Source organism: Curtobacterium sp. MCJR17_020 (genome assembly GCF_003234365.2).
In the GTDB taxonomy this organism is placed as follows: domain Bacteria; phylum Actinomycetota; class Actinomycetes; order Actinomycetales; family Microbacteriaceae; genus Curtobacterium.
Map to the genome: position 1 here is coordinate 37,597 of NZ_CP126261.1, position 15,099 is coordinate 52,695.

Annotated in this window: 14 protein-coding genes; 12 read left to right on the plus strand and 2 right to left on the minus strand. The window is 68.5% G+C overall.

All coding sequences use genetic code 11. The features are described 5' to 3' along the window. Positions 1–712: 712 nt before the first annotated feature. Genes DEJ14_RS18860 through DEJ14_RS18915 form a run of 12 tightly spaced genes read left to right on the plus strand, consistent with a single transcriptional unit; the run spans position 713 to position 13,081 of the window. Complete coding sequence (locus DEJ14_RS18860) at positions 713–1,798, plus strand: M15 family metallopeptidase (RefSeq protein WP_111085083.1); 1,086 nt, start codon at positions 713–715, stop codon at positions 1,796–1,798. After that, the gene (locus DEJ14_RS18865; protein ID WP_111085084.1) at positions 1,795–3,333 is read left to right on the plus strand and encodes a hypothetical protein; all 1,539 of its coding nucleotides are present in this window, start codon (positions 1,795–1,797) and stop codon (positions 3,331–3,333) included. The genes DEJ14_RS18860 and DEJ14_RS18865 overlap by 4 nt, the downstream gene beginning before the upstream one ends. Next, positions 3,330–4,094, plus strand: a complete 765-nt coding sequence (locus tag DEJ14_RS18870; protein WP_111085085.1) for an FHA domain-containing protein — start codon at positions 3,330–3,332, stop codon at positions 4,092–4,094. Before DEJ14_RS18865 ends, DEJ14_RS18870 begins: the two co-directional genes overlap by 4 nt. A gap of 26 nt (positions 4,095–4,120) precedes the next feature. Next, entirely contained in the window at positions 4,121–4,618 is a 498-nt protein-coding gene (locus DEJ14_RS18875) for a hypothetical protein (RefSeq protein WP_111085086.1), read from the plus strand. Positions 4,619–4,622: 4 nt separating this feature from the next. Further along, entirely contained in the window at positions 4,623–5,285 is a 663-nt protein-coding gene (locus DEJ14_RS18880; RefSeq protein WP_111085087.1) for a DUF6668 family protein, read from the plus strand. Then, the gene (locus tag DEJ14_RS18885; protein ID WP_111085088.1) at positions 5,282–5,557 is read left to right on the plus strand and encodes a hypothetical protein; all 276 of its coding nucleotides are present in this window, start codon (positions 5,282–5,284) and stop codon (positions 5,555–5,557) included. The genes DEJ14_RS18880 and DEJ14_RS18885 overlap by 4 nt, the downstream gene beginning before the upstream one ends. Positions 5,558–5,562: 5 nt before the next feature. Next, complete coding sequence (locus DEJ14_RS18890) at positions 5,563–6,345, plus strand: DUF8175 domain-containg protein (protein ID WP_111085089.1); 783 nt, start codon at positions 5,563–5,565, stop codon at positions 6,343–6,345. Further along, the gene (locus DEJ14_RS18895; RefSeq protein WP_111085090.1) at positions 6,345–7,718 is read left to right on the plus strand and encodes a hypothetical protein; all 1,374 of its coding nucleotides are present in this window, start codon (positions 6,345–6,347) and stop codon (positions 7,716–7,718) included. The genes DEJ14_RS18890 and DEJ14_RS18895 overlap by 1 nt, the downstream gene beginning before the upstream one ends. Beyond that, positions 7,715–9,217: an SCO6880 family protein gene (locus DEJ14_RS18900; RefSeq protein ID WP_111085091.1), complete on the plus strand. Its 1,503-nt coding sequence runs from the start codon at positions 7,715–7,717 to the stop codon at positions 9,215–9,217. Before DEJ14_RS18895 ends, DEJ14_RS18900 begins: the two co-directional genes overlap by 4 nt. Further along, complete coding sequence (locus DEJ14_RS18905; protein ID WP_146249724.1) at positions 9,217–10,914, plus strand: putative type IV secretion/conjugal transfer ATPase; 1,698 nt, start codon at positions 9,217–9,219, stop codon at positions 10,912–10,914. The genes DEJ14_RS18900 and DEJ14_RS18905 overlap by 1 nt, the downstream gene beginning before the upstream one ends. After that, entirely contained in the window at positions 10,911–12,683 is a 1,773-nt protein-coding gene (locus tag DEJ14_RS18910) for a type IV secretory system conjugative DNA transfer family protein (RefSeq protein ID WP_111085093.1), read from the plus strand. The genes DEJ14_RS18905 and DEJ14_RS18910 overlap by 4 nt, the downstream gene beginning before the upstream one ends. An 8-nt stretch (positions 12,684–12,691) precedes the next feature. Next, positions 12,692–13,081 (plus strand): DUF4913 domain-containing protein, encoded by a 390-nt coding sequence (locus tag DEJ14_RS18915; protein ID WP_111085094.1) that lies wholly within the window; start codon positions 12,692–12,694, stop codon positions 13,079–13,081. On the opposite strand, the gene DEJ14_RS18920 is transcribed toward DEJ14_RS18915, so the two are convergent. Then, entirely contained in the window at positions 12,984–14,072 is a 1,089-nt protein-coding gene (locus DEJ14_RS18920; RefSeq protein ID WP_111085196.1) for an enoyl-CoA hydratase/isomerase family protein, read from the minus strand. The two genes, DEJ14_RS18915 and DEJ14_RS18920, sit on opposite strands and share 98 nt — an antisense overlap. Positions 14,073–14,294: 222 nt before the next feature. After that, the gene (locus DEJ14_RS18925) at positions 14,295–14,912 is read right to left on the minus strand and encodes a hypothetical protein (RefSeq protein ID WP_111085095.1); all 618 of its coding nucleotides are present in this window, start codon (positions 14,910–14,912) and stop codon (positions 14,295–14,297) included. Between the last annotated feature and the right edge of the window lie 187 nt (positions 14,913–15,099).

The window sequence follows — 15,099 nt, forward strand, 5'->3', positions numbered from 1 at the left end:
CCTATTGGCGTACTAGAGGAACTCTATAAGTCCGAAACAGAGCGCACAGCAACATGCGCAGCTCTAAATAGGGCATACTGAAACGGAGGTTCTACCCCCGGAGGAGGGGAGGCCGACGAGATGGGGCAGCAGGCGCCGAGAGGGGATCGCGATAGTTCAGCACACGGGCTCCCGACAGCGAAAGCAGTTTGCTGCTCCGAACGTTGCGGGAGCCGGTCCTCGTGCTTGGTGGGGGCAGGGATGACGCGCGAGCGCCTGACGGGCCCCCAGCTCCAGCAGGTGACGGAGGCGACTCGTGCGTACCGCCGGGCACGGGCGATCCGGGATGAGGCGATCGCCGAGGCAGCGGTGATCCACGGCGGGGATGACACGGCGTTCTATGCCGGGTTAAGCCCGACGCGGGTCCGGCAGATCGTTCGGGAGCTGCGTCGACAGGGCTGGACCTCGACAAGCGACTCTGAGAGTGAGACGTCGCGATGAGCGGGGCGATGGCAACAGAGCGTCAGCACCGCCACGACCCGCGCGGCGTCGCAGCGCCGCACCTGAATCGCGGCCGTCCGGTGACGTTGCTCCGTTGGCGGCACACGGCTGATGGATGGGTGTACGAGACGCGTGTCGGTGTGTACCTCGGGTCGACTCCCGCGGCGCTTCTGCTTGGCGTCGACGGGTCTGAGCAGTCCTTCGATCGGGACCAGTGGATGGTGGTGTCCCGGTGAGCGAGCAGGGCGGCGGTGCCGGCGGCATCGTTGCCGTGGGCCTGGCGCTGGTGCTCCTCCTACCGGTTGGGGTCGTGACGCTCCTTGGCGGCGGCGATGACTGCACCGTGTCGAGCAGCAGCGTCGCCCAGACGGTTGCGAAGGGATCGATCCCGGAGAAGCCGATCGAGGGCTACGGCAAGGAACAGCTGGCGAACGCGGCCGCGGTCATGAACGCCGCGACGGCACTGCACCTGGACGGTAAGGCGCAGCTGGTCGGGGTGATGACCGCGATGGGGGAGTCGGGGCTGCGGGTGCTGGACTACGGCGACGCGGCGGGACCGGACAGCCGTGGCTTGTTCCAGCAGCGCGCCAACGGGGCGTGGGGGTCTTACGAGGACCGCATGGACCCGACGATCAGCGCGACGAACTTCTTCAGGAAGCTGCAGACCATCTCCGGATGGGAGCAGATGACGCCCTCCCGCGCCGCGAACAAGGTGCAGATCAACTCCGATCCCGACTACTACACGAAGTACGTCGCGGCCGCGACGAAGGTCGTCAACGCTCTTGCCGGCGTTGAGGTCGCCTCGAGCACCGCCGCGTGTGTGAAGGACGGTACCGGCAGCTACGCGGCCGCGAACGGCACGAAGCCGGGCAAGTGGGGCGGCTACGACAACGGCAAGATCCCGCAGGACCAGCTGCAGATCATCCCGTGGACGAAGGACCAGTCCTGGATCGGGTCGATGTACCTGCGCGCGGACGCGGCGCAGTCGCTGATCAAGATGAGCGCCGCGTTCAAGGAGGAGTTCGGCTACGACCTGCCCCTCAACGACGCGTACCGCAGCTTCGCGCGGCAGGAAGAGGCGAAGCAGCAGTACGGCGGCAACGCAGCGACCCCGGGAACGTCGAACCACGGCTGGGCGCTGGCGGTCGATTTCGGCACGACGGCGCACAACACCATCTCCTACAACGACGACACCTACACCTGGTTGAAGGAGCACGCCGGCACCTACGGGTGGGTGCACCCGGCGTGGGCGGAGCCCGGCGGGGTCGGCCCGCACGAGGCATGGCACTGGGAGTTCTACGGAGTGAAGAACGCATGAGCGAGCACAGCACAGCACCCGACACCTTCGACCCGGCCACGGTGCCCCCCTTCCCGGTCATCACGCTGCACCGTGACGAGGAGAACCGCATCATCGTCAACGGCCGCGCGGTCGGTGTGGAGCCGGGTGAGAACTGGCACGCCGCCGGCGTCGAAGCGGTCGCGAAGCTCGCCGCGGACGACGGACTTCCCGCGGTGCGGGTCCGCGCGATTGACACCCCGGACGAGGACGCCGAGTCCGATGCTGGGGCTGAGCACCGGCTGATCATCACCGCGGAGGGCCGCGCCTACCCGGTCGACGAAGAGGTTGAGACGCCGGCGAAGCGGACCCTGCTGACCCGGAAGACGCTGACCGCTGCAATCGCGGGCGGCGCCGTTGTGGCGATCGCCCTCGCCGGAGCGCTCACGTTCAAGCTCACCCACCAGCCGGAACCGGTGGCCACCGCGTGGTCGGCACCGCGGCAGGGAGCGAACATCCCGGTGCCGGTGCCCGCCGGGTACGGGCAGTCGGCCGCGTGGGCCAGGCTCGTCGACGACCGCAGCACGGCTGTGGCCACGGGAGCGCACGAGGTCGTCGTGACCGGGGCCGATGGGAAGAGCCTCCTCGGCATCGACACCCGCTCGGGCCGTACCGTGTGGCGCGGCAAGGGTGCCCCGTCCGGATCCGCGGGCCTGTACCCGACGACGATCGGGGATACCAAGGTCATCGCCACCTCGAGCAGCACCGCGATCACGGCGTGGGTGTTCGAGGGGACGGCAGGCGCGGCGGCGAAGGCGCAGGAGGTCGCGCTGCCGTCGGGGTCTGACGTCACGTTCGACGGGTCGACGCCGCTGATCGACCTGGGCGGCCAGACCGCAGCGACAATCACCGCGCAGGGCAAGCTGCACCAGGTCGACGTACCCGTGGGGGCCTCGCCGGTGCTCGCGACGAGCACCGCGGTGATCGCCTCCGATGGGGACTCCTGGTGGCGGATCGATCGCGACAACACCCGGACGAAGAAGCAGCTCCCACGCCCTTCCGGGGCGAAGGGCGCCGCAGCCCAGGTGTTCGGGCTCGACGACACTCACCTGCTGGCCGTGTGGAAAGCCGACCGGTCCGGAAGGAGCGACCGGGTCGGCGTCATCGACCTGCAGCGAGACGAGGTCATCGACTCTGCCGCTGTCGGCTCGTCCGCGGTGCCGTCCTCAGCTGACGTGCTGCACACCGTCAGCGGCCGCACGGTCGCCGTTGGCGACGTCGTCGTGCAGCTGCACGACGACCGCGTGCACATCGCCACTACCGACGACTTCACGCCCAAAGCGATCAGCGACACCGCGGTGTACGGCACGGCGCAGTCCGCGCCCATCGCGGCCGCGCTCACCGGCAAGGACTCCCTGACCGGGGAGCCGTTTCCCGGAGCGGTCACGGGCACCGGGAAGACCAGCGGCACACCGGTTCTGCCCGCGGTCGTGAACGCCGATGGCGCGTTCGTTGTGGCGCCGAAGGTCGCCGCCACCTATCTCTACAAGGCCCCGAGCATTGGAGCGTCCGAATGAGCCTTCCTGACCCCCGCGTCACCATCACTGACACCGGCAGCGGCTCGGTGACGATCGGCGGCGTCGAGACGCCGCTCCAGGCGGCCACAGCCGGCGGCGCACGTGACAGCGCGATCCTGACCCTCCTGGGGCACGCACGGCAGCTGGGCCGCCCGGTCCTCGCCGGCGTCGTTGACCCGGCAATGGACGCGCCGGTCGAGGTCTGGGGTGAGCTGAGCGTTCTGATCGACCCGGACGGCACCGTCCGCGTGGGCGAGCACGGTGCCGCCCCATACGTGCCCGCTGAGCCGTGGCTCGGCAGCGACGAGCCCGTTGAGGCGGCACCGTCTGTGGACGACGTCGCGCCGGTCATCGAGACCAGTGGGGACGATGACGCGTGGTCGACGGTGCTGCGGACGCCGGCGACGCAGCAGCAGATCGTGCTCGAGGTCACGGGCGGCGACGTCGTCGCGGTGTCGGGGCCTGCGATCTGTGGCCGCCGGCCCGTGCGCGCCACGGCCGAGGACACCGCCGGGCTGCAGGTGCTCGACGACGAGACGTTGTCGCTGTCGCTGTCGCTGTCGCTGTCGAAGACGCACCTACGAATCGAGTGGGCTGGTTCGCAGCCAACGGTCACCGACCTGCACTCGGGCAACGGCACCACGCTCACCCGCCCGGGTGGCGCCGGGGTGACTCTGCATCCCGGCGTGGCCACGGCCATCGCCGACGGCGACGTGCTGACGGTGTGCGACTGGTCCGCCACCGTCCGGCTGCCCCGCTGACTGAACCGAATCGAAAGGAACGAACGATGAGCGCAGCAACACACCTCCCCGTCACGTACACGTGCGGGCACACGGAGAACCGGGACCTGTCGGACAAGCCCGCGGGCGAGCGGGCGCGCAGTGCCCGCTGGTACGGCGAGCACCTGGTGTGCTCCCGCTGCTTCAAGAAGCAGCAGGGCGGCGACGCCGGCGACCGGGCCGCCCGCGACGCGAAGGAGCTCGCAGAAGCCACCGAGGCCGCCGCACGCGACGGACTGCCGCCGGCATTAATCGGCACTGAGAAGCAAGCGGCATGGGCGCTGCAGGTCCGGCACCGGATGATCCGGGACGCCTACGCGGGGCTCGTCGAAACCGGCACCCTCGATGATGCCGACTTCCAGGCGGATGTGCTCGAGCCCGCGGCGCGGATCGACCGGGCCCGGTGGTGGATCGACAACCGCGACCAGCCCGCGAAGGACCTGCCAGACCTCCTCGCCGACCCGGGCACCATCGACGCCGGCGCGTCGACCGAGAACGTGGCGTAGCGCGATGGTGAACCGTTTCGTGGAGTCCACGGCCACGCCCGTGGCTCCCATCGACGAGGTCCTCGGCGGTGAACCCGACGGGCTGTTCGGCGTCGACGCCGAGGCCCTGTCGCTACGCGGGCCCGCAGTCCCGACCGGCGAGCAGGTGCCGATCGCAGCCGACGGCCCGCAGCGGCGGACGGTCGAGATCACGTCCGCGCCGGACCTGGTCGTCGTCGGCCTGCACGGGGGCGCCGGCACGTCCACGCTGGTGCGGCTTCTCGCCGAGGCCGGCGACGGAACGGTGCTGGACGCCGGCACGCAGTGGCCGGTGTTCGCCGGCTGGCAGCGGCCAGGCCCGACGATCCCGGTCGTCGCCGTCGCCCGCACCCACTACGCAGGCCTCGATGAGGTAACCCGCCTCGCCGGGCAGTGGACCAGCGAAGCCCTGCCGGGCGGCCACCTGATCGGCGTCGTCCTCGTCGACGACGCCCCGAAACTCGCCACCGCGCAGCAGACCGCTGCACGGCGTGCGCTGCGCATGACACCCCACGGGTGGCATGTGCCCTGGCAGGAGACGTGGCGGCTTGCCGCTCCGGCCCTGCCCTCGCTCCCACGCCGGGTCCGAGACATCATCCGCGACATCCGCCGCCAGGCGGAGCGCATCACCGAAGGAGCATCCGCATGAACGTCCTCTACACACTCACCGTCCTCGCCGCGAACTTCGACACCTCGGGCGAGCAGCCCCCGGGCGTCGACGGGATCAGCACCGTCATCCGGTGGATCGCGTGGGGCGTCGCCGGCGCCTGCGTCATCGGTGTGCTGTTCGGCCTCGGCTACCTCGGTAACCAGCGCCGCCGCGGTGAGACCCCGGAGCACCTGCAGGGCATCATCGTGTCGATGATCGCCGCCGGATCCACGGCAGCGGTCGGCGGCCTCATCGGCGCCCTGGCTGGCTGACCGGCATGGCTCAGCAGGATGACAACACCGTTCCCGACACCGCGGGCGGCAACGCCAGCCCGTTCACCCCCTGGTGGTTCATCGCCGCCGGCTTCGTGCTCCTCGTCATCGTCGGCCTCATCGTCGCGCTGTTCCTCCCACGCCAGACCCGGGACACGGCACCGGCAACGCCGACAGCGTCGGCGTCCGCCGGCGACGGTGCACCCTCGAGCGCACCCGTCGCCGGCGGGACCGGCGAACCCGCCAGCGACACGTGCAACGTGCCCGTGAAGGACACCGCGATTCCGACGGAAGGGCCCAAGGCGGAGTGGGTGCCGGACGGGTACGTGCTGGTCCCGACGTCGAAGACATACGGGCCCGTCGCGAACGGCTCGACGTGGGGCTGCTTCGCGCACTCGCCGACCGGTGCCCTGTTCGCCGCGGCGAACTTCATCGACGGGGTCTCCGGGCAGCAGTACGCCGCGTTCGCGAAGGAAGCCGCCGTCGACAACACCGCCCGGAATGCGTGGATCGCGGGGGAGGATCCGGACCTGCACACCCAGACCGGCGGCGACGTCGCGCAGTTCTCCGGGTTCCAGTTCATCGGCACCGACGATGACGCCGTGACGGTGCGGGTCTCCGCGCAGCAGGGCAGCACCGTCGGAGCGTGGACGGTCGCGCTGGTGTGGGACACCAGCGCGCAGAACTGGAAGGTCGACTTCGGGACGAGCGATCTCACGGTGGCGGAAGTGACCAACCCGCAGGCGTTCACCGAGTGGTCGATGGCCGACGGGGGAGGCGATCGGTAGTGGCGGACAAGTGCCATTTCTGGCAGGTCGGTTGCAAGCTGCAGAACGCGGCCGATGACCAGATCACCCAGTGGGTGAAGAGCCTCGCGGACGCGGGCCTGGAGTTCCTCAAGGTGATGAACACGTTCTGGTTGATCGCCCCGTCCCCGACGGTGCAGGACAACACCGTCATCGACACGCTGCACAACAACCTGCACTGGTTCACCGCAGCGTTCGCCGTCGTGGGGTTGCTGTTCGCGCTCGGGAAGATCGGCTTCACCCGGCAGATCCGGGCCGGTGGGAAGGGCCTGAAGATGGTGGTGCATCTGGTCCTGGTGCAAGGGGTGTCGGCGGCGTTGGTGACGACGCTGATCAAGACCACCGATGACTTTTCACCATGGATCGTGAACAAGGTCACCGGGCAGGACCTCGACCTGTCCCAGGTGCTGTCGACGGAGCTGATCATGCTGCCCGGGATTGGGCCGGGCATGATGATGGCGCTGTTCGGGTTCATCGGGTCGATCGCGAACCTGGTGCTGATGATCGTGCGGGCCGTGATCATCTCGCTGATCTTCGTGTTCCTGCCCTCGCTGGCCGCCGCGTCCGAGAGCGAGATGGGCGACCAGGCGTACCGGAAGGCGCAAGGGTGGTTGTGGGCGTTCCTGCTGTACAAGCCCGTCGCCGCGGTCATCTACGCGTTCGGGTTGCTCGCGCTGCAGGGTGAACCCATCAAGGACTTGAATACGGCTGGCTCCGCGCTGATGCAGACCACGGAAGGTGTGGCGACGCTCTGCATGGCAGGGCTTGCTCTTCCCGCGATTATCAAAGCGATCGTTCCGGTCGCCGGGCAGGGCGTGTCTGGCATGTTTTCCGGCGGTGCGATCGCCGCGGGTGCCGTGGCCACCGGCGCCGCGATCGTCACCCTCGGTGGTTCCGCGGCCGTGGGTGGCGCGGCAGCAGCCGGTGGTGCCGCCTCGAGTGCGGCGGGCGCAGCCGGGTCCGCTGGCTCTGTAGGTGCGGCGGCCGGTGCGACGCCGTCGCCCGCGGCCGCGGCGGGATCCGCCGGCAGCGCTGGAAGTTCCAGCGCCAGCAGCAGCGGTGGCGGTTCTGCGGCTTCGGGGAGCCAGCCGGCGACCGCCCACAGCAGCGGCAGCAGCGGGCAGGGTCAGCAGCCGGGCGGCAGCGCGTCCGCTGGTGGACAGTCCACCAGCGGTTCGTCGACGCCGAGCGGGTCGCCTGCGACGTCGGGCGGCGCCGGTCCGTCGGGGGCGTCTGGCAGGGACGGTAAGGACGGCTCTTCCGGCGGGAGCGGAGTCGATTTGGGTGCGCTGGCGCAGGGTGCCAGCGGGGCAGCAGGCGCGATGAACAGCGCCGTGGAAGGAGAAGACCGATGAGTGATCAGACCTACCAGTCGCCGACGTACGGCAACATCACCCCGCCCGGGAAGCAGGGGTTCTGGGGCCTGTCGTTGGGGGTGCTCGGCATCGCCGGGTTCCTGCTGTTCATGGTGATGATCGCCACGATCGTCACCCAGTACATCGCCGCCGGCGTGCTGTTCCTGATGGCGATCGCCGTGGTGATCGCGTCGGTGTTCAAGGACAAGAACGACCGCACGATCTACCAGAGAGGCGTCATCCGCATGTTCTTCCGCAGCCGCGAACGCCGCGGCGACACCCTCCTCGTGCAGGGCCCCGCCGGGCGCGCACCCGACGGCCGGACCCGGCTGCCGGGGCTGCTGGCGCCGAGTGAGCTCAGCGAGCACGTCGACACCTACGGGCACCGGTTCGGGCTGATCCGGCTCCGCGGGGTGAAGCACTACACGGTGGTGCTCGAGGTGTTCCCCGACGGTGATGCCCTCGTCGACGCCGACCGGGTGGACTCGATGGTCGCGCATTGGGGTGCGTGGTTGGCGGCGCTGGGTGAGAGCGGCGACATCGTTGGTGCCTCCGTCAGCGTCGAGACCGCTGAGGAGACCGGGCAGCGGCTCGAGCGGATGGTGAACGGCAAGCTCGACGAGACCGCCTCCGACTACGCCCGCGACGTCGCGACGTCCCTGCCGGAAGAGATCCGCGCGAACACGCCGATGGTGTCGACGCGGATCGCGATCACGTTCAGCGGCCGCGGGTTCGACAAGGAAGGCTCCGATCAGGGCCTGCAGGCAATGGCGGCGGAGATCGGCGCGCAGCTGCCGATCCTGATGGTCGACCTCGGGTCCACCGGCGCCGGCAGCGGTGTTCGTGCCTGCACGGCGCAGGACATCGTCGACCACGCCCGCGCCGCCTACGACCCGATCGTGGCGCCCGCGATCGAACAGGCCCGCGCCGACGGCGGCACCGGGCTGACGTGGGCGGACGCCGGACCGGTGTTCCAGCGGGAACACATCGACCGGTACTACCACGACCGTGCCGTGTCGAAGACGTGGGAGATGCACGTCGCCCCGACCGGCACGTTCCGCTCGAGCTCGCTCGGCGCGCTGTTGCGCCCCGTGTCGGGTGTGCTCCGGAAGCGGGTGACGCTGTTGTACCGGCCGGTGTGGGACAAGGACGCCGTCGACACCGTCGGCAAGGAAGGCAACAACGCGGAGATGGTCAACAGCGCCAAGTCCAGTGCCGCGCAGCGGCGCCGGCTCAAAGCCGCACGGCAGAGCGAGGAAGAGCTGCAGGACGGTGCCGGGCTGCTGCTGTTCGGGCTGCTCGTGACCGCGACCACCACCAGCACCGCCGAGTTCGCCCGACTCGACAAGGTCATCCCGGGACTGACCTCCCGCGCCGGCCGCCTCCGGATGCGTGAAGCGCTCGGCAACCAGGCCGTCGCATTCCAAGCCGGTCTCCCGCTCGGCGTCGTGCCGATGATGCACGCCCCGCTGGGCCAGTTCGTTCAGGAGTGGATCTGATGACAACACGTACCCCGCTCGGGTTCCGAGCAACACGAGAAGACGTGCAGGAGTCGTCGATGCAGCTGACGCGCCGTGAAGCACGACGGCTGGACCGGCAGGTACGCCGCGTGTCCGCGAGCGTTACCGGTGTCGCCTCGGAGAAGCGGTCGCTGCGGGACCGGGTGTTCGGAGAAGCCAAGGACCAGGCGTCGACGTCGTCGACGCCTGGTCCGAAGGGGTGGATCGTGCCCGGTGCGGGTCGGGTGAACCACATCGAACCGCACCCCGAAGGACTCGGCACCAGCGTGCACGTGTGCGGGCTGTGGCCGTTCGCCCTCGGCGCCGGCGCACCGATCGTCGGCGTGCCGCTCGGCCGCCACCTGCTGAACAGCTCCACGGTGTGCGCCGACCCGATCTCCTGGTTCCTCACCAAGCGGATCAACAACCCGTCCTGCTTCATCATCGGCCGCCCCCACCTGGGCAAGAGCGCCCTGACGAAGCGGATCATCACGGTGCTGCGGGCGTGGGGTGTGCTGCCGATGGTGCTCTCCGACACCAAGGGCGAGTACTCCGACCTCATCCGGGAGCTCGCCGGTCAGGTGATCCGGCTCGGCCGTGGCCAGTCGGCGGTGAATCCGCTCGACTTCGTCGACATCATGACCGAGCTCCGGCAGATCGGTGAAGGCATCGAGGACCCCACCGCACGGGCGCAGGCAGTGAAGCGACGCGAGGAAGCGCTCGAGGAGATGCGCGGCCGCCGCATGACGACGTTCATGGGGCTGCTCTCGATCGCCCGGAACGGCCGGTTGGAGAACCACGAGTCGAACGTCATCGCGGCGGCGCTGACGATGCTCGACGAACGCTTCACCGACACCGCACCGCTGATCGACGACGTCGCCGCGCTCATCCGGTCGCGGCCGGAACGGCTCGCAGAGATCGTGCAGGACCGCGGCGTCGAGGAACGGTACCGGGACCGCACGGAAGCGCTGCTGGACACCCTCGGTACCCTCACCGGTACCGGCACGTTCGGTGGCATGTTCGCCCGCCCCACCACGGAGCGGGTCAGTATGGGGCAGGCGTTCTCGTTCGACCTGTCCGCCATCCCGGAGTCCGAGGTGGAGCTCCTCGGCGCGGTGCAGTCGGTGTGCTGGAACTACGGGTCCGCGCTCGTGTCTGCGCAGAAGCACCTCTCCGAAGCGGGCCTGCGACGCTCGCAGCACTACTTCCTCGTCATGGACGAGCTGTGGTTGGCGCTGCGCGCGTCGAACGCGATCGTCTACTACCTCGACTCCCTCACCCGGCTGAACCGGCAGCGGGGCATCGGGCAGGCGATGATCACCCACACGATGGACGACCTGCGTCTCTCGACCGATGAGCTGACGAAGATCGCGTGGGGGTTCGTCAGCCGGTCCGCGATGGTGTTCCTCGGCGGACTGTCCGAAGGGGAGATGGGCAACCTCGCCACCGTGTTCAGCATGACCAAGCGGGAGCGGGGCATGATCACCGACTGGTCCGGTGAGGGCTCCGACACCGGACCCGACGGCGTCACCGCGGAACCGCCCGGCCGCGGAAAGTTCCTGTTGAAGATCGGCAAGCGGCCGGGGACGCCATTCAAACTGCATCTCACCGCGCGGGAGATGGGCACGAACGACACCAACCGCAACTGGACCGACGACGCTGCAGCCGGGTACGACACGGCGGGAGCGGCAGCATGAGCGTCAGTACCCGGCAGCCGAACCGGCGTCCACAGCCGGGCAACGACCTGGGTCCCACGATCGGGTTGGCGTGCGTCGCCGGCGGCACGGTCGGCGGTGGGCTGATCGCGTGGGCGGGATCGCTGGTCAACCCGTCCGTGCAGGCGATGGCGAACCACGGACCGTCGCAGGTGCTCACCGGGTACCTCGGCAGAGATCTCGACGTCACCGGGCCGCAGGTGCTCGTCACCGGGCTGCTGCTCGGCGCCGGCGCCGGCATCGTCGGCTACAGCGTGTGGATGTTCCGCGGGTTCGCCAAGCAGGGCACCCGCGTCGACGGGAAGGCGCAGTACATGGCGGGCAGGGACGAGACGATCGAGTTCTACGAAGCGGCCGCGATCGCCGACAGTGAACGGCTCCGCGCGACCGGCGCCGGTGTCGGCGTCACCCTCGGCACGCACGTGAACACGAAGGAGAAGCTCTACGCCTCGTGGGAGTGGGTGCAGATCTGGCTCATGGGTCCGCGAGCCGGGAAGACGAGCTGCGTGTGCGTTCCGCAGATCCTCGAGACCCGCGGGCCCGTGATCGCGACGAGCAACAAGCGCGACATCGTCGATATCACCCGCGGGCCGCGGTCCGAGAACGGCGTGGTGTGGGTGCACGACGTGCAGGACATCATCGGCGAAGCGCCCTCGTGGTGGTGGAACCCGCTGTCGTTCGTGCGGGACATCCAGACCGCGGAGAAGCTGGCGGACATCTTCATCACCTCGTCAACGTCCGCAGGCGCCAAGCAGGACGCCTACTTCGAGTCCGCCGGCAAAGAGACACTGTCCCGGCTGTTGCTCGCCGCAGCGCTCGACGAACGGCCGATTACGGATGTGTTCAAGTGGGCGAACAACCCCGACGACCAGGACGACCCGGCCATGCTCCTCATCGGGCACGACGAAGCACACCTCGGGGAAGCACTCGGCAGCACGCAGGGCCTCACACCGAAGCAGCGCGACGGCATCTACGGCACCCTGCGGCCCTGGATCGGTGTCCTCGGGATGCGCAGCGTCGCCCCATGGATCACCGACAACGGCACCGACCGCCCGCACCTCGACACCGAAGCGTTCGTGACGTCGACGGACACCATGTACCTGATCTCCAAGGAAGGTGGCGGATCCGCTCGAGCGATCACCGGCGCCCTGACCATGGCGCTGCTCGAGGCGGCCGAGCTGGTTGGGTCGCGGCAGGTCGGTGGGCGCCTGACGACGCCGCTCATGGCGGTCCTCGACGAGGTCGCGAACGTCTGCCGGTGGCGTGAGCTGCCGGATGTGTACTCGCACTACGGGTCCCGCGGCATCATCATGTCCGCGTTCTTCCAGTCCCGTCAGCAGGGCGTCGAGGCGTTCGGTGAGACCGGGATGGGCAAGCTCTGGTCCGCCGCGAACGTCCGCGTCGTCGGGTCCGGTCTGTCGGAGGATTTCCTGGAGTTCGTATCGTCGTCGATCGGCCCGTACGACGCGGTCTCTGTGTCAAGGAGCACGCAGGTCGGCGGATCGTCGACAACCCGAACGCTGCACCAGGAACCGATCTTCACGAAGGCCGAGCTGACCGCGATGCCGAAGGCCCGCGCGGTCATGCTGGCGTCGCAGACACCGCCGGTGCTGGTGCAGCTCGACCACATCTCCAAGCGGCCCTACGCAGCCGCCGCGAAGGCGTCACAGGAGTACTACGAGGCCCGCGCCGCGAAACAAGGTAAGCCAGTGCGTCGGGCGACCGGCGCGAGTGTCACGAGCCGGAAGTAGGTGCACTCATGGAGGGATTCGACGAAAGCGAGCCCGAAGCAGCCGGCGCGACCCCGGGCCTGGCGATCGAGCCGGTGTACGAAAGCGTGTACGAGTTCGTCGACGGGTTCGTGCGACCGATGTTTCGGAGGAACCCCAAGCGGTACCTGTGGGCGGAGAACTGGTTCGACTACCCGGAAGTCCTCGACCGGTTCGAGGCCATGTGGCGAGCATGGGAATGGGACCGTCTCCCAGAGCAAGCAGGGATGACCGGGATGGCCGCATTCTGGAAAGACACCTTCGACCCGCTCATGGACGTCATCACGAGCGAGGATGGCCCGTTTTGGCGGCTTTCGACCGACAAGTACAAGAGCTCCCACGCGGACGTGCCAGAAATGTTTCCGGCGCAGCACCCCTAGATGCTGGTCTGTGAACAGCGAGCGAGAGAAGCACCCTGCGGGAGCGCGGCACTCGTGAATTCGGAGTGCCACCGGCTGCGCGATAGTGGGTCACCTCGACGTGGCAAATCTCGCGGGTCGCGATAAGTTCCTGCCCGCCCCGAATGATCGATTCGCATGCTGGTAGGTGAGGAGGGGATCGGCCCCGGGCGAACGAGCTGGCCACAGTCTGCGCGCCAAGTTTCAAGCTGCGGCTCATGAGGTGTGCGGCAGCGGGGCGCTTGATCAGGGCCGCCCACTCCTCCTCTTCGCGTAAGTACCCCTTTAGGGGCGTCTCGGGCTGCAGAATGCGTTTTGTTGCCGCGATGACTCCGTCGGGCAGATCCGCAATTCGCCGTGCGGTCCGGGCGACGGCCGCGTCCAGCTCGTCGTCCGGCACAACCCGGTTGATCCACCCGAACGCCGCAGCGGTATCTGCGTCGACCGCGTCGCCGGTGAGGATGATCTCCAGGGCGCGATGCCGGCCAACGCGTTCGAGGAGGTACTGGGTGCCACCGCCCGCCGGGACGATACCCATGAGTGTCTCGATCTGGCCGAGCTGACCGGTGGAACGGCCGGCGTAGGTGATATCCGCGGCGGCGACGAACTCTGCGCCGCCACCTCGCGCGATACCGGCGAGCTTCACAATGGTGACCTGTGGTTGGCGGCGGAGCTGCTCGCCGACGGCTTGGAACACGTTGGTGCCATCCGGTGTGCTCTCCGAGAGCGGCCCGAGGACGTCCATCTGCTCACCGAGACGCATGTCGACGTGAGCGATGAAGAACCCTGGGACTGCGCTTTCGAACACGATCACCCTCGCGGCAGGGTCAACGGCCAGCCGACCGAGGGCGTCACGCAGCTCGCGGATGACGGTTGCACTCATTGCGTTGACGGGCGCGTTGTCGATCGTGAGGGTGACAATCGCCCCCTCTCTACGCTCGCGGATCGTCTCGGGGGTTGCGGTGGCGGTCATGGTCATCCTTTCGATGGGGGATCGGCGCTACTGGGCTCCCGCAAATTGCCGCTCCTTGCGATCAGCCGACAGGATCGACTGCGTAAGAAAGGGTCTTAGACCGCTGCCGCGCGGCGCTTCCTCGCCGACGCGGCGGTCTGTTCCTTCCAGACGCGCCTGGGAACTTCTTCACCGACACCATGATCGTTGGGGGACGTCCCTCGGTTCTGATCCACAGGGGCTTCATCGACATGCGTCTTCCAGTCGTCGGACGACGTCATCGAGGTAGCCGTGGACCGGCGAGTGGCTCACGCTAATCATGCGGAGCACCTCTCCGTAGGTCGTTACCCCAATCATCGTCTCGTCCTTAATCTGGCACAGCAGTGTGGGCCCCCAGGCCGCGGCCGGGCGGATCTCAAGTTCCTCGGGGACCTCCAGCACTTTCACGTTGCTGACCGACAGGTCGAAGGCGAGGAGACCGAGGAAGTCGATGGCGGTGTCAGTGTCGCCGTTGGGGTGAATGTACTGCTGGATAGCCTGCGAGCCGGCCGCGACACCGGCGGTCGACCGTGCCGCGCTCAATTCGGTCGTTGTTGCTCGAGCCACATCCCAGAACACGGCTTCGGCAGGAGCCGACGAGACGGTGATTGTCGCGGTGTGGTGGTCGACGACATCCGGTTCGCTCCGAAGGATTGGGCGGAGATCGAAAGGGGTGAGCGTCTGAACTGCGGACAAGTCGCGGGCTTCGCTGAGCGCTTGGGCGGCCGCTGTAACGATGGCACCGTGCACGGTCGTCCCTTCGAGCCGTGCCCGCGCGACCAACCGATCGGTTGCATCGACGCTCAGTGCGGTCGCGGTCACCGTTGGACGTCCGCCGTCTCGAGGCATCATGCCTGACCGATCCAGTGCTGGGAGCTCGGGGAGCTCTTCCTCTGTTGCCGACTCGTTGGGCGCCGACGACTGCTCGAAGAGCCCGAGCGGGCGGCAAACGGGTACAAGCAGTACGGCAGCAGGCATCTCATCCGGCTCCTGCAGGTACGCCGACTCC

Excerpts from the sequence above, each read along its gene's own strand:
- DEJ14_RS18865 (WP_111085084.1), top strand. The coding sequence starts at position 1,795 with ATGAGCGAGCACAGCACAGCACCCGACACCTTCGACCCGGCCACGGTG.
- DEJ14_RS18870 (WP_111085085.1), top strand. The coding sequence starts at position 3,330 with ATGAGCCTTCCTGACCCCCGCGTCACCATCACTGACACCGGCAGCGGC.
- DEJ14_RS18875 (WP_111085086.1), top strand. The coding sequence starts at position 4,121 with ATGAGCGCAGCAACACACCTCCCCGTCACGTACACGTGCGGGCACACG.
- DEJ14_RS18880 (WP_111085087.1), top strand. The coding sequence starts at position 4,623 with ATGGTGAACCGTTTCGTGGAGTCCACGGCCACGCCCGTGGCTCCCATC.
- DEJ14_RS18885 (WP_111085088.1), top strand. The coding sequence starts at position 5,282 with ATGAACGTCCTCTACACACTCACCGTCCTCGCCGCGAACTTCGACACC.
- DEJ14_RS18890 (WP_111085089.1), top strand. The coding sequence starts at position 5,563 with ATGGCTCAGCAGGATGACAACACCGTTCCCGACACCGCGGGCGGCAAC.
- DEJ14_RS18900 (WP_111085091.1), top strand. The coding sequence starts at position 7,715 with ATGAGTGATCAGACCTACCAGTCGCCGACGTACGGCAACATCACCCCG.
- DEJ14_RS18905 (WP_146249724.1), top strand. The coding sequence starts at position 9,217 with ATGACAACACGTACCCCGCTCGGGTTCCGAGCAACACGAGAAGACGTG.
- DEJ14_RS18910 (WP_111085093.1), top strand. The coding sequence starts at position 10,911 with ATGAGCGTCAGTACCCGGCAGCCGAACCGGCGTCCACAGCCGGGCAAC.
- DEJ14_RS18915 (WP_111085094.1), top strand. The coding sequence starts at position 12,692 with ATGGAGGGATTCGACGAAAGCGAGCCCGAAGCAGCCGGCGCGACCCCG.
- DEJ14_RS18920 (WP_111085196.1), bottom strand. The coding sequence starts at position 14,072 with ATGACCGCCACCGCAACCCCCGAGACGATCCGCGAGCGTAGAGAGGGG.